At 55.8% G+C, this 18,697-nt stretch carries 15 protein-coding genes; 9 read left to right on the top strand and 6 right to left on the bottom strand.

Annotation, left to right across the window (positions count from 1 at the left end):
• Positions 1-115: 115 nt before the first annotated feature.
• Entirely contained in the window at positions 116-1,471 is a 1,356-nt protein-coding gene (gene xseA, locus AU11_RS00540; protein WP_043315604.1) for an exodeoxyribonuclease VII large subunit, read from the bottom strand.
• Positions 1,472-1,631: 160 nt separating this feature from the next.
• On the opposite strand from xseA, the gene guaB reads away from it, so the two are divergent.
• Entirely contained in the window at positions 1,632-3,116 is a 1,485-nt protein-coding gene (gene guaB / locus AU11_RS00545) for an IMP dehydrogenase (protein WP_043315606.1), read from the top strand.
• Between the two features lie 139 nt (positions 3,117-3,255).
• Positions 3,256-4,833: a glutamine-hydrolyzing GMP synthase gene (guaA, locus tag AU11_RS00550; RefSeq protein WP_043315608.1), complete on the top strand. Its 1,578-nt coding sequence runs from the start codon at positions 3,256-3,258 to the stop codon at positions 4,831-4,833.
• Positions 4,834-4,959: 126 nt separating this feature from the next.
• Here guaA and AU11_RS00555 read toward each other — a convergent pair whose 3' ends face one another.
• The 3 genes from AU11_RS00555 to AU11_RS00565 all read right to left on the bottom strand — a co-directional run bounded on the left by AU11_RS00555 (position 4,960) and on the right by AU11_RS00565 (position 8,035).
• A complete protein-coding gene (locus tag AU11_RS00555) occupies positions 4,960-6,174 on the bottom strand; it encodes an MFS transporter (protein ID WP_197023731.1) in 1,215 nt (404 codons plus the stop codon).
• 98 nt (positions 6,175-6,272) lie between these two features.
• The gene (locus AU11_RS00560) at positions 6,273-7,535 is read right to left on the bottom strand and encodes an NAD(P)-binding domain-containing protein (protein ID WP_081847854.1); all 1,263 of its coding nucleotides are present in this window, start codon (positions 7,533-7,535) and stop codon (positions 6,273-6,275) included.
• Positions 7,536-7,588: 53 nt separating this feature from the next.
• Entirely contained in the window at positions 7,589-8,035 is a 447-nt protein-coding gene (locus tag AU11_RS00565) for a MarR family winged helix-turn-helix transcriptional regulator (RefSeq protein ID WP_043317783.1), read from the bottom strand.
• Positions 8,036-8,425: 390 nt separating this feature from the next.
• Between AU11_RS00565 and AU11_RS00570 the strand changes: the two genes are divergently transcribed.
• From AU11_RS00570 to AU11_RS00580, 3 genes are read left to right on the top strand one after another with little or no spacing between them, the layout of a single operon-like run.
• The gene (locus tag AU11_RS00570; RefSeq protein WP_043315610.1) at positions 8,426-9,403 is read left to right on the top strand and encodes a DUF1852 domain-containing protein; all 978 of its coding nucleotides are present in this window, start codon (positions 8,426-8,428) and stop codon (positions 9,401-9,403) included.
• Positions 9,404-9,428: 25 nt separating this feature from the next.
• Positions 9,429-10,460: a methionine synthase gene (locus tag AU11_RS00575; RefSeq protein WP_043315612.1), complete on the top strand. Its 1,032-nt coding sequence runs from the start codon at positions 9,429-9,431 to the stop codon at positions 10,458-10,460.
• A gap of 13 nt (positions 10,461-10,473) precedes the next feature.
• Positions 10,474-10,998 carry a flavin reductase family protein gene (locus AU11_RS00580; protein ID WP_043315614.1) on the top strand — a complete coding sequence of 175 codons (525 nt, stop codon included), beginning with the start codon at positions 10,474-10,476 and terminating at the stop codon, positions 10,996-10,998.
• A 28-nt stretch (positions 10,999-11,026) separates the two neighbouring features.
• Here AU11_RS00580 and AU11_RS00585 read toward each other — a convergent pair whose 3' ends face one another.
• Both AU11_RS00585 and AU11_RS00590 read right to left on the bottom strand, forming a co-directional pair.
• Entirely contained in the window at positions 11,027-12,136 is a 1,110-nt protein-coding gene (locus AU11_RS00585) for a tetratricopeptide repeat protein (protein ID WP_043315616.1), read from the bottom strand.
• Complete coding sequence (locus AU11_RS00590) at positions 12,129-13,652, bottom strand: adenylate/guanylate cyclase domain-containing protein (RefSeq protein WP_156035058.1); 1,524 nt, start codon at positions 13,650-13,652, stop codon at positions 12,129-12,131. The genes AU11_RS00585 and AU11_RS00590 overlap by 8 nt, the downstream gene beginning before the upstream one ends.
• 344 nt (positions 13,653-13,996) lie before the next feature.
• Here AU11_RS00590 and AU11_RS00595 point away from each other — a divergent pair, with 344 nt between their 5' ends.
• From AU11_RS00595 to AU11_RS00610, 4 genes are all read left to right on the top strand, one after another.
• Complete coding sequence (locus AU11_RS00595; protein ID WP_043315620.1) at positions 13,997-14,815, top strand: hypothetical protein; 819 nt, start codon at positions 13,997-13,999, stop codon at positions 14,813-14,815.
• A gap of 178 nt (positions 14,816-14,993) precedes the next feature.
• Positions 14,994-15,959 (top strand): substrate-binding domain-containing protein, encoded by a 966-nt coding sequence (locus AU11_RS00600; RefSeq protein ID WP_231491377.1) that lies wholly within the window; start codon positions 14,994-14,996, stop codon positions 15,957-15,959.
• Positions 15,956-17,467, top strand: coding sequence for an iron ABC transporter permease (locus AU11_RS00605; protein WP_043315625.1), 1,512 nt, complete (start codon positions 15,956-15,958; stop codon positions 17,465-17,467). The genes AU11_RS00600 and AU11_RS00605 overlap by 4 nt, the downstream gene beginning before the upstream one ends.
• Before the next feature lie 8 nt (positions 17,468-17,475).
• Positions 17,476-18,483, top strand: coding sequence for an ABC transporter ATP-binding protein (locus AU11_RS00610; RefSeq protein WP_043315629.1), 1,008 nt, complete (start codon positions 17,476-17,478; stop codon positions 18,481-18,483).
• Positions 18,484-18,697: the final 214 nt, after the last annotated feature.

The raw sequence follows: 18,697 nt of genomic DNA on the forward strand, positions 1-18,697 counted from the left end.
AGCTCCGCAATTCCAGAATCGCATAGCCCGCAATGCTAATGTCCCGACAGCGGAAATGGTGTTTCCAATCTGCCGGGCAGTAGGAGGTGATAAAAGAAATAGGAGAAAGTCACTGTTACTCGACCCGTGCGGCGATTTGTCCACGGCTCAGTTTCGCGGTGATCTTCTGCCCTGACTTTACATCGTCTGGCTGTCGAATGACCCGTTGGTTTTCATCAAGCAGAATGGCATAGCCGCGATCGAGCACCGCCAGGGGGCTGACACTGTTCAGCAACTGGCCGGTATAGGCTGCCTGCTCCTTCTTGTGTTGTAGCAGTGCCTCTACCGATTTGTGCAGGCGTTGGGTCTGATGGGCCAGCTGGCTGTGCGCAACCGCAATTCTCTGGCGGGGGTGTACCTGATTCAGGGCGCGTTCCAACTGTGTCAGTCGCTGGGCATGAGACTGGGAGCGGGTGCGCACCGCGGCCTTCAGGCGCATTTCCAGGTGGTCCAATCGCTGCGCGTGATTTTGCAGCTGCTCCCTGGGGTGGCGGATACGATTACTTACCAGCTGGATTTGCTGCCGCTGATGGCGCAGCTGAATTTCCATGGCGCGGGTCAAGCGCCAGCGATACCCCTCGACTTCCTCACACAGTGCGGCTGCATTGGCGCTGGCGATCTCTGCCGCCGCGGACGGTGTCGGTGCGCGTACATCCGCTACCAGGTCGGCAATGGTGGTATCCGTTTCGTGTCCCACCGCGGAAATTGTTGGAATCGGACACGCCGCCAGTGCGCGTGCCACGATCTCTTCGTTAAAGGACCACAGGTCCTCCAGTGACCCTCCGCCGCGACCCACGATCAACAGGTCGTGGCGCTGCAGCCGTCCGGCCATGTGAATGGCGTCAGCGATCTGCTGGGCCGACCCTTGACCCTGTACCGACACGGGAATGAGTTCTATCTTCGCGGCCGGGTAGCGCCGCCCCAATACTTGGATCATGTCCCGCACAGCGGCACCGGTGGGAGAGGTAATGATGCCGATGGTGGCGGGCAGGTAGGGCAGGGGTTTCTTGCGCTCGAGATCGAACAGTCCATCGGCCTGCAATTTCGCCTTCAGCATCTCCAGCTGGCGCATCAGGGCCCCGAAGCCCGCTTCTTCCAGGTGTTCGATGATCAGCTGGAATTCGCCGCGCCCCTCGTACAGGCTCACCCGTGCCCGCGCCAGGACCTCGCGACCGTTACCGGGCTGGAAGCGCACGCTGCGGTTGCGCCCACGGAACATGGCACAGCGCACCTGGGCGCGGGCGTCTTTGAGGGTGAAGTACCAGTGTCCGGAGCTGGGGGCGGCAAAGTTGGAAATCTCGCCTCCGACCCATAACAGCGGCACATTTCCCTCTAACAGCTGTTTCACTTCCCGATTCAGTTCGCTGACGGTCATGACCGGACGGCCGTCGGTGGGGAGTGGATTGGGTGTGCCGGGGGGAGTATTTAGCATTTACGTCTCAACTGGGCTGGCTTGGGCGGGCAATATTGCAAGGATGAGGGTTCACGTAAAGAGTTTTGCCATTCCTGTAGAAATAGGCTTTTGTTTCGGGGCGGGTTGCGGCTATAATCGCGCCGATACCCAATCCCGCTCCCTAGAGGTTTGAGTGTCCATGTCTGAATCTCTGCGTATTGCACGCGAAGCCCTCACTTTTGACGACGTCCTCCTTGTGCCCGGTTATTCCGAGGTCACGGCCAAAGACGTTTCCCTGAAGACAAAACTGTCTCGCAATATCACCCTGAATATTCCGCTGGTGTCCGCCGCGATGGATACCGTGACCGAATCGCGCCTGGCCATTGCCCTGGCTCAGGAAGGCGGTATCGGCATCATCCACAAGAGCATGTCTATTGAAGAGCAGGCGCTTGCGGTACGCGCGGTCAAGAAATTCGAAGCGGGTGTTGTAAAAGACCCGATTACCATCGAATCGGACGCTACCGTACGCGAGCTGATCGCGCTCACGGGCCACCACAACATTTCCGGTGTACCGGTGATGGAGAAGGGTGACCTGGTCGGCATCGTTACCAGCCGTGACGTGCGTTTCCAGACCAACCTGGATATTCCTGTTGCCAAGATCATGACGCCGAAAGAGCGTCTGGTAACCTGTGACGAAGGCGCCTCCCCCCAGGAAGTGCGTGAGTTGCTGCACAAGCACCGTATCGAGAAAGTGCTTGTCGTCAATGACAAGTTCGAGCTGCGCGGCCTGATCACCGTCAAGGATTACAACAAGGCAGAGCAGTACCCCAACTCCTGTAAGGACGCCGATGGCCGACTGCGTGTCGGTGCTTCCGTCGGTACTAGTCCGGACACCGACGACCGCGTTGCCGCGCTGGTTGAGGCCGGCGTCGACGTGCTGGTAGTGGATACTGCTCACGGTCATAGCAAGAATGTGATCGAGCGAGTGCGCCGAATCAAGGAAATGCACCCGCAGGTCGACGTGATCGGAGGCAACATTGCCACTGGTGAGGCGGCCACCGCGCTGATGGAAGCGGGTGCTGACGCAGTAAAAGTCGGTATCGGTCCCGGCTCTATCTGTACTACCCGTATCGTGACCGGTATCGGTGTACCGCAGATTTCCGCGATCGCGGAAGTGGCCAAGGCGCTGGAAGGTACCGGTGTGCCGCTGATTGCCGATGGCGGTATTCGCTTCTCCGGTGATATTTCCAAAGCCATCGTTGCGGGTGCCTACTCGGTAATGATGGGCTCCATGCTGGCGGGCACCGAAGAAGCCCCCGGCGAAGTCGAGCTGTATCAGGGCCGAACCTACAAGTCCTATCGTGGCATGGGTTCTCTGGGCGCCATGTCCCGTACCCAGGGCTCCTCCGACCGTTACTTCCAGGACGCCAGTAAGGGCGCCGAGAAACTGGTGCCGGAAGGTATCGAGGGTCGCGTGCCGTACAAAGGCCCGATCTCAGCCATTGTTCACCAGATGATGGGTGGCCTGCGTTCAGCCATGGGCTATACCGGCAGCGTCGACATGGAAACCATGCGTACCAAGCCTCAGTTTGTGCGTGTTACCGCCGCTGGCATGGGCGAGTCTCACGTTCACGACGTGCAGATCACCAAGGAAGCGCCGAACTACCCGGTGGGTGGTCGTTAATTTTCATTTGCGTAACGTTCCATTCGCGAATCAAAGCCGCGCAGAATGTTTTCCGAAAAATAGAAGTGCACTATTAAAGTGAACCGCAAACGGACCTCTCAGGGTCCGTTTGCCGTTTATTAACCCCTACGAGTAAGCCATGAGCCAAGACATTCATTCCAGCCGAATCCTGATCCTCGACTTCGGCTCCCAGTACACCCAGCTGATTGCCCGTCGCGTGCGTGAGCTGGGTGTATTCTCCGAAATCCGTGCGTTCGACATGAGCGACGAAGAGATCCGCGAGTACAACCCCCAAGGTATTATTCTCGCCGGTGGCCCGGAATCTGTACCGGAAGCCGGCTCCCCGCGCGCGCCGCAGGCGGTGTTTGATCTGGGCGTGCCGGTACTGGGTATCTGTTACGGCATGCAGACCATGGCACACCAGCTGGGCGGCGCTGTAGAGGGCAGTAACGTGCGTGAATTTGGCTACGCGCAGGTGAAAGTGGAAGGTGAATCCGCACTGCTGCACGACATCAAGGATCACCTGGATGACGCCGGCAATGCACTGCTGGACGTGTGGATGAGCCACGGTGACAAAGTGGTGAAAATGCCAGAAGGCTTCGAGTTGATGGCTTCCACCCCGTCCTGCCCGATTGCCGGTATGTACAACGCGGAAAAGAATTTCTTCGGTGTACAGTTCCACCCGGAAGTGACCCATACCCTGCAGGGCACTCGTATCTACGAACATTTTGTCATTCAGCTGTGTGGCTGTGAGAAGTTGTGGACACCGGAAAATATTATCGAAGATTCCATTGCCAAGGTGCGTGCACAGGTGGGGGATCAGAAAGTCCTGTTGGGCCTGTCCGGTGGTGTCGACAGTTCCGTGGTAGCCGCGCTGTTGCACAAGGCCATCGGTGATCAGCTGACCTGTGTGTTCGTTGACAACGGCCTGTTGCGCAAGAACGAAGGCGATCAGGTCATGCAGATGTTTGCCGACAATATGGGTGTACGGGTGATCCGCGCTGACGCAGAGGAGGAGTTCCTGTCCCGTCTCGCTGGGGTGGATGAGCCGGAAGCCAAGCGCAAGATTATCGGTAATACCTTTATCGAGATCTTCGACCAGGAAGCGACCAAACTGAAGGATGTGAAGTTCCTGGCCCAGGGCACTATCTATCCGGACGTGATCGAGTCCGCTGCGGCAAAAACCGGCAAGGCCCACGTGATCAAGTCCCACCACAATGTGGGCGGGCTGCCGGAGGATATGGCGTTTGAACTGGTGGAACCGTTGCGCGAACTGTTCAAGGACGAAGTGCGCAAGATCGGCCTCGAGCTGGGTCTGCCCTATGACATGGTTTACCGTCACCCCTTCCCGGGCCCGGGTCTGGGCGTGCGCATTCTCGGGGAAGTGAAAAAAGAGTACGCGGATATCCTGCGCGAAGCGGACGCCATCTTTATCGAAGAGCTGCACAACGCGGACTGGTACCACAAGACCAGTCAGGCGTTCGTGGTGTTCCTGCCGGTGAAATCCGTGGGTGTTGTCGGCGACGGCCGTCGCTACGAGTACGTAGTGGCGCTGCGTGCCGTGGAAACTGTGGACTTTATGACCGCGCGCTGGGCACATCTCCCCTACGAATTGATTGAGAAGGTTTCCAACCGCATCATCAATGAGATCGAGCACATTTCGCGGGTGGCTTACGACGTCTCCAGTAAGCCACCGGCTACGATTGAGTGGGAATAAGTACTCATTTGGTAGCTGCTGTTCCTAACCAGCAAGAAATGACAAAAAAGCCCATGTTTTCATGGGCTTTTTTGTGTTTAAAGCGCGTGGTTTCCAGCAGTGATTGGCAGGGTAAAGCTTGGTGATTTACCTCTCCGGAGGCAGATGAAAGGAGGTGCCGCAGACATCTATGCCGGGTTTTTGTCGACCCAGCCTGCGCATTGCCCAGAGCCCGAACACTGGCCCCGGAAGTAACCACCAGGTTACCCAAACCCCTTGCCATTGCCACAGTGCTGTAGTTACTGCAATGGACGGGATAGTCAAAGCAAAGCCCACGGTATTTAACATGGCCAGGGTTGAACCGATTCGCTCTCTCGGAGCTGTTTCCGCGGCCAGAGCCGACAGCTGAGGAGAATCCGCAATTGCAGTGAGCCCCCAGATGGCGAGTAAAACGAGGACCGTTATGGGTGGCAAAAACGCAAGAAATGGATACGCCATACAGACTAGCCCGGAGGACGCCAGGGCCAGGCGCGCCACTGGCAGGCTTCCTACGTGTCGGCTCAGTACCCCGCCGCCCACACAGCCCAGCAGCCCAATTGCAATGATGGCGAATGACAATAACGGAATTGAGGAATCCGGCGCGTTGAGACGGAGCATCTCGCGTGTCACCAAAAATGGGACAAGTGTCCAGAACGCATAAAGCTCCCAGCTGTGCCCAAAGTAGCCAATGGCAACGGCGCGGAAACGCCTTTCCCGGAAAGCGGCAAACCCTTCTCGCAGCTGTGCTTTGCCACTCGATGGCGGTAAGTGCGGACCATCACCCAGAGCGAAAATAGCCGCTCCGCCAAGTAATGCTAATCCGGAAGCACCCAGAAGTGTCCATTCCCAGGGGAGTCCCAATGTCGCGCCGCGCAGTAAATGGGGCAGGGCAGTGCCTAACGTTAGCATTCCAACGAGCCAGGCCATCGCGGCCCCCACATATTTAGGCGTCCAGCTGATCACCAACTTCATACCCAGGGGGTAGATCCCCGCCAGGCTTAGACCTGTGAGAAACCGGAGGAGCAGATCAAATGGCTGATAAGCCGCCACCAGCGCAAAGCCGGCATTCGCCAGGGCACCTGCCAGACACGAAATCGCGAATATGCGGCTGGCAGGCAATCGATCTGCTAGGCCGGTAGTGGCAATTGCGAGCGTGCCGGTAATAAAACCGGCCTGCACAGCCAGGGTCAGCCACCCAAGATCAGCTTCGGTTAATCCTATATCGTGAATCAGGGCCAGGCCCGCGCCATTTACGGAGAACCAAAGTGAGGTACCACATAGTTGGGCGAACACAATAAGGAATAGCGGGAAACGCTGAATCAAGTTTGGCACTGCACCTCACCATATTTAAAGTGACAGATAGGGTGTCCTCTGGTTGAAATTGTGGGCCACGGTACAACTTCAAGCAGAGGGCTGGGTTCTTATTGTGAGCAAGCTCCGTTAACCGCCAAGGCATCACAAGGAGTGGTGCGTTTGGCAGCAGGGAGGTGATTGTCTTTTGGATTCGCCAGGGCGGTTGTTACTGACTTCACTTGCCGGTAGCCAGTTTTCAGTAGAAACGTTGGTGCGCGCCCGTAGCTTTTGATTCCCACAATATAAAGACCGGACTCAGGGTGTGAAAGCTCAGCAGAGCCATGTTCCGGGACCGAACCACACGTATGTAAGGTTGGGTCAATAAGCGGGCCCAGGCCCGCCGGGCTTTCTGTGGCCGGGTCAAGCGAGGTGCGCAACTCAGACAATAGAGCAAGATCCGGCCTAAACCCGGTTGCGGCAATGAGCTGATCCACCGGCGGCAGTTGCCCAGAACGGCTTTGTACGAATAATTTGCCGTTTTCAGTTCTAATATTTTCGATTGCTAGATCGGTAAATACCTCGATTCTTCCCTCGGTAAGTAACTTTTGAATGTAGATTTCCAGTCGCCGACGCTCTTGCAGCTCGTCATTTTCAGGTGAGCGTACGATATTTGTTACTGAAGAGCCACGTACTCCCCACAGGATTCGCATGCCCTCAGATTGATCTGAAAGTTTGACTAAGTCCTGTAGGGCGTTGAATGCCGAATGGCCGCCGCCGACCACAAGTACGGATCTGCCTGCGAACCGTTCACTGGCGGCGCCCAAAATATCAGGTACTCCATAGGTAATCTGTTGGGAAGCCGCAAGCTCTCCAATTGCTGGAATACCATGAGCACCAAGCCAGTTGGGGGTCTGATACGTACCGGACGCGTCGATTACTGCCTGAACAATAATGTCGCCTTCGCCTTCGGTGTTGGAGGTGCGTATTACGAAGGGCGCGAGAGGCCGTTCTGCATTTCGGAGAATATCGTGATATTGACGGCTTACAGCTTCAACGCGGGTATTCAAATGCAGGTGGGGAGCAATCGCTTCATGGGACGCTAGAGGAAGTACGTAGCGCTCCAGTAGCTGTCGTCCGGTGGGAAACTCTGTCGGGGCTGGCGCGGCCCAGTCCGTATTCTCAAGAAGAGACATTGCAACAGGGTCCATATTGTATGACCAGGGTGAAAACATACGCACATGGCCCCAGTTCGCTAGGTTTGCGCCAGCGCGATTGCCTGACTCAAAAATAATGGGGGTGAGACCGACATCAATCAGGTTCGCTGCAGCACTCAAACCAATAGGGCCCGCACCAATGACTGCAACCGGTAAGTCTTTTGCGTTAGATGTCATGCATATATCTCCAGTAAAGGTTGGTAGTAACAACAATGTGGTTAAAAAAAGGCTTAGGTGCCGAGACGAGCCCGTGCCGCTACGGTAAGTTTTTCCAACAGCTCAAGCGCGGCATCGACTGCTTCTGGAGGCATATCCGTGATCATCAATGCCTCTTCTGCGATCAGACTTTTGCGTATGGTTTGATAGAGCTCGCGGCCGTCGGGAGTCAGCGACAGCTGAACCGCACGCTGATCCATCGGATCCGGGGTCTTGAGCACATAGCCTTTACGAAGCAGGGCGTCAACTACACGGCTTGTAGTGCTTTTATCGAGACACATCTCGTCCGCTAAGCCTTTCAGTCTCAAGGGGCCAAGCTTTACCAGGGTTTCGAGTGCATAGCATTGAGCGACTGACACGTTGTGGCAGCAAATACTTTCGCGATCACGGAATTGATGCACACGGATCAGCTGGTTGACCGCTTCGTAAAGGGCTTCTGCACGCTTGAGCTTGGATTCCATCTGAATGTCATTGCCTATGTTGTTAGTAACAACCATATCCTAGAGATTGATTCTCTACAACCCCTGGCCCCCTGGCTCTGCCTCCTGGCCGCGGATGGAGGGGATCTCTACCGCTATTCCGCTTCCCGGTGTTAAACCCGCTCCATTGGCAATCTGTAAACCCGATATTGCCCCCACATCTGCCCGTCCAAGGCTATTCGAATGGTGAGCTTTTCTAAAGTTATTGTGATTTTATTTCAATTTTATTCAAGATCGGCTCAGCATAGAATGCGCACATCGACTGACGGCAGGCCGGAAAACCGGATGCCAGAGGGCTTCCCGTGCAGGGTGAGATACTGAAGTACGGGAGTCTGATTCAGGCTTAATTGTGGACTCAGGATACGGACCGCTATGAGTAAAGAGCTTACATTCGCCATCAAGCGTATTGCTTTCGATGAACACTATCGTCCATCGGACAGCTCACGAATTACAACCAACTTCGCCAATCTGGCCCGAGGGGAGCGTCGGCAGGAGAATCTGCGCAATACTTTGCGAATGATTGACAACCGCTTCAATGCACTTGCGCACTGGGATAATCCCAATGGGGATCGCTATTCCGTGGCACTGGAAATCATTTCTGTGGACATCGATGTCGAAGGTAATGGAGAGACTTTTCCGACGATAGAAATTCTGAAAACGAATATTGTCGATCGCAAAGCCGGCAGGCGTATTGAAGGTATCGTGGGCAACAATTTCTCGTCTTACGTGCGGGACTATGATTTCAGCGTATTGCTGTCGGAGCACAATAAGGGGAAACAGGAATTCAGCCTGCCGGAAAACTATGGTGATCTTCACGGAAAAATATTCAAGTCTTTCTTGGGATCCAATGCGTATAAAGAAAGTTTTAAAAAGCCACCGGTAATCTGTCTGAGCGTGTCAAGCAGCAAGACATACTACCGCACAGAAAATCAGCACCCGGTGCTGGGTTTTGAGTACAGGAACGATGAGTATTCATTAACGGATGAATACTTCGCAAAGATGGGATTGCGGGTTCGTTATTTTATGCCTCCGGGTAGTGTTGCTCCCCTGGCGTTTTATTTCGCTGGTGATTTGCTGGAAAATTATTCAAATCTTGAGCTTGTGAGCACTATCAGCACCATGGAAACTTTTCAGAAAATCTACCGGCCCGAAATATATAACGCGAATTCAGCCGCAGGGAAAATCTTTCGGCCCAGCTTGAAGCATGCCGATTATTCTTTGACCCAGGTTCAGTACGACCGGGAAGAGCGTAAACAGTTGGCGTTAAAGCAGGGGAAGTTCACCGAAGAGCGGTTCATAAAGCCGTATAAACGTATCCTCGATCAGTGGGCAGCCAATTGCGCTGTTTGATTACCCGGAAAATAAGATTTTTACTATGCAAAAATTATTGCCGACCTCTACCGCGGGCAGTCTGCCCAAACCGTCATGGCTGGCCGAACCGGAAAAACTCTGGTCTCCCTGGAAGCTGGAGGCTGCTCAATTAACGGAGGGCAAGCGGGATGCACTGAGCCTCGCGCTGCAGGAACAGCAACAGGCAGGTATTGATATTGTCAGTGACGGTGAGCAGACCCGGCAACATTTTGTAACCACGTTTATTGAACATCTCAGCGGTGTTGATTTTGATAAGCGTGAGACTGTGCGAATTCGTGATCGATATGATGCCAGTGTACCGACGGTTGTGGGAGCCGTGTCCCGACCAAAATCAGTTTTTGTCGAGGACGCCAGATTTTTGCGACGGAAAACCAGCAAGCTGATCAAATGGGCCCTGCCGGGTCCCATGACGATGATTGACACACTATATGACGGTCACTATAAGAGTCGCGAAAAACTGGCCTGGGAATTTGCCCGGATACTTAATCAGGAGGCTCGGGAGCTCGAGGCGGCGGGTGTCGATATCATTCAGTTCGATGAGCCCGCCTTCAATGTTTTTTTTGACGAGGTAAATGACTGGGGGGTGGCGGCGCTGGAAAGAGCTGTCGAAGGTCTACGCTGTGAAACAGCGGTTCATATTTGTTATGGCTATGGTATCAAGGCCAACACGGATTGGAAGAAAACGCTGGGTTCCGAGTGGCGGCAGTACGAGGAGGTTTTCCCCAGGCTGCAGCAGTCGAGTATCGATATCATTTCTCTGGAGTGCCATAACTCCCGGGTTCCAATGGATCTGCTGGAACTGATTCGAGGAAAGAAAGTGATGGTGGGAGCCATTGATGTGGCGACGGATAGTATCGAGTCACCGGAAGAGGTTGCCACAACCCTGCGCAAAGCGCTGCAATTTGTGGGTGCCGACAAGCTTTACCCTTGCACTAACTGCGGTATGGCGCCGCTATCCCGCGAGGTGGCCAGGGGTAAATTGCAAGCACTGAATGCCGGTGCCGAGATTATTCGCACAGAGCTTTCGGCCAGCTAGTTCGGAACCAATCATGTCAATTCACAATGCGGCAATAGAGCCACTGCACTTTCGCCAGGCGCTGGGGCACTATGCCTCCGGTATTACCGTCATTACATCGCAACTGGACAACGACCCGGTAGGCTTTACCTGTCAGTCGTTTTATAGCGTATCGATGGCCCCGCCCCTGGTTTCGTTCAGTGTGATGTCGAGCTCTTGTAGTTATCCCAAAATACGTCGCGCCGGCCGATTCGCGGTCAATATTCTGTCTGGCGCTCAGGTAGAAATTTCCAATCAGTTTGCGCGGCGGGGCGCGGACAAATGGCGTGGCGTCGACCGGAAAGAGTCACCGCTCGGCAACCCGATTATTACGGGTAGTCTGCACTGGCTGGATTGCGAAATACACGCCGAGCACACTGCCGGTGACCACCTGATCGTCATTGGAGAGGTAAAAGCGCTGGCACAGCAAGGGGGTACTGTAGACCAGCCACTGCTGTATTTTAAAGGGCAGTATTGCAATCTTGCCGAACATGGCGTGCTTCACCCTGGGCACCGGTAATTTTATGACAGTGGGGGAAGCGCAGCACTTAGTGTTTTTTCCCGAAGGGGGCCGATAGTGCTCTGAGGTTTTCCAGCAATTTCTGAGCCCGGGCTATGTTGGCTCGAAGCTCGACATTTTCCGGGGCGATGGCTTCCGCTTCACGCCATACTGTCAGCGCCTCTTCAATGTGTCCCTGGCTGTAGAGGTCATTGCCGGTTTTGAGGGCAGTGTCTACCCGTGCGTTCAACTGCATGTTGAACTGCGACTTTAATGGAGTCAGTTGAGGGTGTTGCGGCGCTTTTTGTTGAAGTCGGTCTATATGTTGCTGAGCGCTGACCAGGTCGCCGCTGGCTAACGCCTGCTGAAGCTCTGCGATGGGCAGCCGTTCAATTTTTTTACGGGGCTGTGGTGTGCGCCGCGGTTGTGGTGGACGGAGCCGGTTGTTTACCGCAGCCAGTTCTTGCTCAATCTCATTCCGAAGGTGTTCATTTTGCGGCAGCAGAAGCTCTTCGCCATAGAGCCCTCTGGCGACTTTCAACGCGCGCTGTACTAATTGGTCGTCGGTTTTCTCCTCTCGCTCTAGAGCCCGCTGGGAGAATTCCAGCAGTGATTGTGCGGATGCATTGCGTTTACGATCAAAGTTCTTTAGTTCCAGCCAGTTCAGCACACCGGGCCCCTGCAATTGTTGCAGGCGCTGATAGGCTTGGGCATCTTTTAGCAGTTGTTCACCCTGGTGGATCGCCATTTCCATGCGCACACGCTCCTCATGGAGTTGACGGCGTTCCCGCAGTTGTTGTTGAGCGCTACTGAGTGATTGGCTGTGGGGCCGCAGGCGGGCGGCGCCTTTGAGTAATTGCATGGCACCGTGCCAGTCATTTTGCACTTGGAGTGCGCCCGCTGCGCGGATCACATCGCGCTCAAACTGTTGCAGCTCTTTCTCCAGCCGGGCGATCTGCTGCTGTTGCGTGGGAGAGGGTTGTGGGTATTGCTGGAGCTGTTTCAGATCCGCGGATTGCTGACGAACCTGAGCCAGTGCCTCCCGCGAGTAGCCCGGTAGTGTTTCTGGCGTCGTGGGGACCAGGCTGCAGCCGGGAAATAGCGACAGCAGTAAAAAACCAGTCAGATACCACGCGCTTGTACACCTGTGGTCAGGCATGATCAACCGCTCTTCGGTCTGGTGACTGAATGTCATTCTGCAGGAGCTGGTTCAGGTTGGCCTCCAGGGTCAAACGGGCATCCGTGCGGATATCCCGCACGGAATAGACCTGCACGGGTACCGATTTACCGCGTATCGACAGGGTCTGCTCCATTTGAGCGACAATGCGCGGCTGCAGCATACTGAATAGCTGCTCCCGGATTATGATCTGGTTCGGAGCCGCCTCGCAGCAGAGACGAGAAGCAAGGTTTACGGCGTCGCCGACCACGGTGTATTCCATACGCTCGTCCGAGCCTAGGTTTCCCGCCAGCATGGCACCGCAGTTAATGCCGATGCGGAAGTGGACTTCCGGACGTCCGTCGGCGCGCCGTTGTTCGTTCAGTCTGGCCGCCAACTGCTGAATCAGAACGCCGCAACTGACCGCGTTGAATGCGTGGTCGGTATCATCTTCCAGCACCCCGAACACCAGCATTGCACAGTCGCCAATAAACTTGTCGACAACGCCGCCATAGAGTGCGCAGGCGCGAGAGATGTATGAGAAGTACTCATTCAACAGCTCGGACACCTGGCAGGGTTCCAGTTTTTCCGACATGGCGGTAAAGCCTGTGATGTCAGCAAACAGCACAGTCGCCTCGATCGGCCGATCCACCAGACGCACCTCATCCAGGTTGGCGAGCACCTTGTCCGCAACACTTTTTGAGACGTAGCGGGAAAACACCTGCTCAACCTGGGATTTTTTCAACAGCCCGGCGGCCATATTGTTAAAGCCTTCAAACAGGTAGCCGATTTCGTCGTTGCGTTGCGCATCGATTCGCGTGGCCAGGTCGCCGCGGCCGATAGCCTCGGTCGCCTCCATCAGGTGATGAATCGGGAGCGATAAACGGCGGCTCAGCCAGTAGGCTAGCAGGGAGGCCAAAAGGATCATGGCAAGAGTTGCGTAGATGACCGCAGTGCGGGCCTCACTGGCGGCGCGATCCATCAGTGACGCGGATAGCGTCACCACCACTGAGCCTACGCGGACGCCCTGGTACATAGCGGGCGCCACAAAGGAGATCACACGCTCCGAAGCGGCTTCTGCTTCCTGGTGAAACCAGGGGTGTGCACTTGCTTCGGTGGAAGCCAGCGTAGAGGTTGGCAGGGTAGGCTGTATACCGGATGCCGACAGCAGCGCTCCGCTGTGCGCATAGATTCCCGCGCCGAGCACTTTCGCCTCCTGCCCCAGATTGGCCGTCAGTAGGCTCAGGCTCAGACTGTTCTCGGAAAGAATGGGTTCGCTGGCCTGGCTTGCCAGCTGGAGTGCCATGGCGCTGCCAAAATCGTGGAGCTGGGTGCGGATAAGGTGATTTTGCTTGTCACTGATCAACAGGCCGAGGGTGGTCATGCCCAGAACCAGCAACAGGGTCATGGCCAACGCCAATTTGAAAGCGATGGGGACGTGGCGTGGGCGCAGTCGAGCCAGATTCACCTGTAGACCGGCAATAACGTGCTTCATTGTCGATTTGGTCTTGGTGGTCAAGTGCGTGCTCGTGTGAATTTGGGGAGGGCTGAGAAAAAGGGTGTTGTGGTTAAGAACTATACCAGCTCTTGGCTATTCACTCTCGGTATTGCCGTGAATGAAAGGCGGTGCCCTCCGTCGGGAGGAGAGGATAGCAGGGTGAGACAGGTGAAAAAACAGAGCCGTGCTGATAGTATCCCGTCGCGATATTTAGCGTGATTCGCCATCATCCGAGTGGCTTTCCGGGAGCGCACCGCAGTAGAAGAAGGGAACTTTCCGCATTTCCTGTTATCACAGGACACGCTTTATTCCATTTTTGATAATGAGTATCATTTGCGAAGTTAACGCAAAGAGAGTATAGAACCATGCAAGCTAATTCCTTTCTCCGTAAGCATCGCGGCCTGGGGCTGGCAGTCGGCCTTACCGCGTTGTTGACCACGGCCCAGGTTTCCGCCAATGGCGAAATCGGCGACCACGTAAATGATCTGAAAGGCCATCTGGGGCAGTACTCGGAAGAAGTGAGCTGGCTGGTTGGCAAATACGACGGTGTGGTCGATACCTATGAGGCCAAGGGTAAGGCGGCCGTAGAGACTCAGCAATTGATCGATTTCTGGGAAGAAGTGGATTTCCACTCCGCTATCGAAACCAATTACGTCCCTGTTTACGCGAACATCTGGCAGGGCATTTACGGCATCAAGCAGGCCATTGAAGCCGGCAAGCCGGCGGCGGAAGTGCGCGCCGAGCAGGATAAACTGAACGCAGCCTTCTGGCAGGCCCTGGGTGCGGTGAAGCTCGCCTCTCAATATCAGGAGAAAGGGTTACTGGCAAAGGTTCAGACAACCGAATCCGAGCCTACCACCATGCCGGAGACCCTGGATGACATCAATCATCGTCTGGACCGGGTCGTCGCCAAATACGCGGAAAAGCTACCGGAAGCAGCAACCACAATTGTCCACGATACCTACCTGCATCGTTTTGAGGGTGTGGAAGGTGCGCTGATTGAGCAGGACGCTGCTTTGGTGGAAGACCTCGAGAAAGATTTCAATGTGACCCTGCCACAGGCGCTCAATGGAAAAACCAGCGTAGATGACGTGCGTAAGGTGGTGGAATCCATGCAAGCAAAAATCAACCGCGCCAAAGAGCTACTGGTGGCGGCCGAGAAAAAGCGCAAGGACGTTTTTTAACGCGCGCGCATTCATTTACCCAAGGGCCCTGAAGATGAAAGCCGCCGCGCGGCTTTCGGCCCAAGCCTCCGAGAGATTCGAATAAGGACCATCCGTGCAGCGCAGAGCTTTTTTACGTAGTGCCTGTTTAAATAGTTTTGCCGTGGCTGGCGCCATGGGGTGTCTGCCGGTTTCCGCATTGGCGGCAGAGTCAAACAGCGTGGCGCAATCTGTGGATCAGCTTCCGCCGTTGAAGGGTGACCTCACTCTCTATCTGGGGCGCGGAGAAGGGGGACTGTACGAGAATGTTCTCGAGGCAATCCGCAAGCGAAACCCAGGGTTTAATCTGCAAATCCGCCGTGGGGTGACTGCGGCGCTCGCCAATACCATCGTTGCTGAATCCAAGGCCGGAGTACGTCGCGCCGATGTTTTCTGGGCGGTGGATTCCGGTGCTATCGGCCTAGTTGCGGATGCGGGCTTGGCGCGACCACTTCCTGCGGATGTGACTGCGCAGTTGAAACCCGGCTTCCAGTATCCTCAGTGGGCGCCGGTTACCGGCCGAATTCGTACACTGCCGTACAACACGGAGCGGGTGACTCCCGACCGTATCCCCGACAGCGTTATGGCGCTGGCAGACAGTGATCTGAGTATCGGCTGGGCGCCGGCCTACGCTTCCTTCCAGTCTTTTGTGACCGCGATGCGCCTGCTGGAAGGGGAGCAGGCTACTACTGACTGGCTGAAGGGCGTGAGCAAGCGGGCAAAAAGCTACGCCGGTGAACTCGGCGTCGTTATGGGAGTGGAGCGCGGTGAAGTGGATCTTGGCTTTGCCAATCACTACTACACCTTACGTCTGAAAAACGGTAAGCCAGATGCGAACGTGGATCTGGCATTCACCAAGAACGACGCGGGCTGCCTGGTCAATGCGTCGGGAATACTGGCACTGAGCGAGGGCGACCTGCCAATCAATTTCATTCGCTACCTGCTGACCCGTGAAGTGCAGTCTTATCTGGCCAGCGAAGCCTATGAAATTCCCCTGGTGAACAGTGTGCAGCCGCCACAAGGCCTGCCGCCACTCAATACCATTTCACCTCCCAAGATTGATCTCACCCAGCTGGCGGACTTGCGTCCCACTCTCAATCTGATGCGCCGTGTCGGGGTGTTATGACCCGCTGGCCCAGCTCCTACCCACTGGCGGCGCTGATTGCGCTACTGGCCATTCTGCCTATTGGGGTATTGATTGACCTGGCCGCGGATGAGGCGGCGCTGTTCGATGCTCACAACCTGCGCGTGCTCTCCAATACGCTGTTACTGATGGCGTTTACGGTACTGGGCTCCGTGCTGATCGGCGTACCACTGGCATTGGCGACGGCCTACGTGCAGTTTCCCTGGCGCCGACTGTGGCTGGTGATTCTTGCGGCACCGCTGGCAATTCCCAGCTACATCGGTGCCTTCACCATTTACGCGGCATTTGGTCGGGGTGGGGAAATTCATAATCTCCTGGGGATTCCGCTGCCTGCAATGGATGGCTTGCTCGGCGCGTCATTGGTGATGATTCTATATTCCTATCCGTTTGTCATGCTGACCACCCGGGCTTCGCTGTTGAGTCTGGATGCAAGTCTGGTAAACGCGGCGCGCACGCTTGGAATGTCACTGGGAATGAGCCTCTGGAAAGTGGTGCTGCCTCGGGTTGCCACCGGTATTGCTGCCGGCGGGTTACTTGTAGCCTTGTATACACTTTCAGATTTTGGCACCCCGGCGATCATGCGCCTGGATACATTTACCCGTGTAATTTTTGTTGAATACAACGCGTTCGGCCTGAGCCAGGCGGCGATGCTTTCCCTGCAGTTGCTGGTTATTGTCGGCCTAGTACTCTTTCTCGAATCTCGGGTTCGCGGCAGTCGGGAAAAGCCGGGGCGACATTTGACCCTATGGCCAAGTCCTGCCCAGCGGTTGCTTATCGGATTGACGGTGTCGCCGGTCATATTGCTGGCGGTGGTATTGCCGCTGGCGATTTTCGCAGTCTGGCTGGTGCGCGAGGGCAGTGCTGGATTCGATCCCAGATACGCCTGGAACTCGGCCCATGCATCCTTTCTGGCGGCATTGTGCGCGGTGGTGTTGGCGATACCAGTGGCGCATGCGGCGATAGCCGGTCGTGCAGGACGTATTATGGAGCGCGTGACTTACTTTGGCTTTGGTGTTCCGGGAATCGTAATGGGGACTGCGCTGGTTTACGTTGGTCTCAAGCTGCCATTCCTGTATCAGACACTGGGCTTGCTGGTGCTGTGTTACGTATTGCGTTTTCTACCTCTGGCGGTGGGCTCCGTGCGGTCTACTGCGGAAGGCTTGGATTCCAGTCTGGTGAAAGCCGCTCGGGTACTGGGGGCCAGCCCGCGGGAGGCGTTCCAGCGAATTACCCTGCCATTGACCCTGCGCGGCATGATTGCTGGTGCGGCGCTGGTGTTTCTCGAGGCCATGCGCGAGCTGCCCGCCACGCTGATGCTGGGCCCCACCGGGTTTGAAACGCTGGCGACCTACTTGTGGCGGGTATACGAAGCAGGGTATTTTGGCCGCGCGGCCATCCCCGGGCTGTTGCTGGTGTTGATGTCGGCATTTGGGTTGGCTCTGATGTTGTCCGGGGAGCGCCGGGCCGAACTTGAAGTTTCAGGAAAGTAACCGCGGTAATGCTGAACGTAAGCCACCTGTCTATCGATTACGGTTCCACTCGCGTGGTGGACGACCTCAATCTCGCCCTGGGAAAGGATGAGGTATTGATGCTGGTGGGCCCCACAGGATGCGGTAAGACCACCATCCTGCAGGCGCTGGCCGGACTGATACCAGTATCAGAAGGTGAGATCACTCTGGGGAGCTGGCGATCCACCGCAAAGCAACCTGTGCCACCGGAAAAACGCAATGTGGGGATGGTGTTTCAGGACTTTGCCCTGTTCCCGCATCTTACTGTTCAGGAGAACGTCTGCTTTCGCCTCAAAGATACCGCGCTGGCAGATCACTGGCTGAAGCTGCTGGGGCTGGAAAATTTCCGTCAGGCCAAACCGGCAAGCCTGTCGGGGGGGCAAAAACAGCGTGTTGCCCTGGCGCGGACCATTGCACATCAGCCCGCATTTATTCTATTGGACGAGCCACTTTCCAATCTGGATGCCGCTTTAAAAGACAGTCTTCGCTGGGAAATCCGCGAAGCGCTTAAAGCCGCTGGTATCCCCGCTATCTGGGTCACCCACGATCAGGAAGAAGCGCTTTCCGTGGGCGATCGGGTGGGGATATTGAACGGTGGCAAGCTGGAGCAGCTGGATACCCCGGAAAAATGTTTTGCTGAGCCTGCGAGCCGGTTTGTGGCGCGCTTTCTCGGTGAAGCCAGTTTCCTCCCCGGAATGCTCGACGGGCATCAGGTAACCACTGCATTGGGACCGGCACCGGGCATTCCGATTCATGGTGCCAGTGGTGCTGTAGATTTGTTGTTGCGCCCGGATGATCTGTCTCTGGTTCCCTCACAAATGGGCAACGGGGTAGTGGACTGGGTCCGTTACGAGGGGTGCTCGCGCCTGTTTGCTGTTCAGATCGCCGACGGCGTGCAACTCAAGGTGCGCACCAGCCACGAAGTGCAGGCGGAGCCCGGAGCCCGTGTGCAAATGGCAATTACCACCACCCATCCACTGGCTGCCTTTGCCCGGTAGCACTTTTGCGGCGCCTATTTCACACATTATATGTGACCACTTGGTGCTGTTGCCTGACCGCTGGCCAATCTGTGCCCGCTGCGCGGGCAGTTACCGCTCTGGCGCCTCCTGTAGCAAAAAAACCTTGAAATTCGATAGCTCTTTGGGGCTACCCGAAAAAGCTTTCCACAGTGAAGGGTGAACGGATCAGGTTGTTTAGTTACAGCAGAAATTT

The organism is Microbulbifer sp. HZ11 (assembly GCF_000708675.1).
Lineage (GTDB): Bacteria > Pseudomonadota > Gammaproteobacteria > Pseudomonadales > Cellvibrionaceae > Microbulbifer.

Coding starts and splice junctions, on each gene's coding strand:
- xseA (WP_043315604.1), bottom strand. CDS start 1,471: ATGCTAAATACTCCCCCCGGCACACCCAATCCACTCCCCACCGACGGC.
- guaB (WP_043315606.1), top strand. CDS start 1,632: ATGTCTGAATCTCTGCGTATTGCACGCGAAGCCCTCACTTTTGACGAC.
- guaA (WP_043315608.1), top strand. CDS start 3,256: ATGAGCCAAGACATTCATTCCAGCCGAATCCTGATCCTCGACTTCGGC.
- AU11_RS00560 (WP_081847854.1), bottom strand. CDS start 7,535: ATGACATCTAACGCAAAAGACTTACCGGTTGCAGTCATTGGTGCGGGC.
- AU11_RS00565 (WP_043317783.1), bottom strand. CDS start 8,035: ATGGAATCCAAGCTCAAGCGTGCAGAAGCCCTTTACGAAGCGGTCAAC.
- AU11_RS00570 (WP_043315610.1), top strand. CDS start 8,426: ATGAGTAAAGAGCTTACATTCGCCATCAAGCGTATTGCTTTCGATGAA.
- AU11_RS00575 (WP_043315612.1), top strand. CDS start 9,429: ATGCAAAAATTATTGCCGACCTCTACCGCGGGCAGTCTGCCCAAACCG.
- AU11_RS00580 (WP_043315614.1), top strand. CDS start 10,474: ATGTCAATTCACAATGCGGCAATAGAGCCACTGCACTTTCGCCAGGCG.
- AU11_RS00585 (WP_043315616.1), bottom strand. CDS start 12,136: ATGCCTGACCACAGGTGTACAAGCGCGTGGTATCTGACTGGTTTTTTA.
- AU11_RS00595 (WP_043315620.1), top strand. CDS start 13,997: ATGCAAGCTAATTCCTTTCTCCGTAAGCATCGCGGCCTGGGGCTGGCA.
- AU11_RS00605 (WP_043315625.1), top strand. CDS start 15,956: ATGACCCGCTGGCCCAGCTCCTACCCACTGGCGGCGCTGATTGCGCTA.
- AU11_RS00610 (WP_043315629.1), top strand. CDS start 17,476: ATGCTGAACGTAAGCCACCTGTCTATCGATTACGGTTCCACTCGCGTG.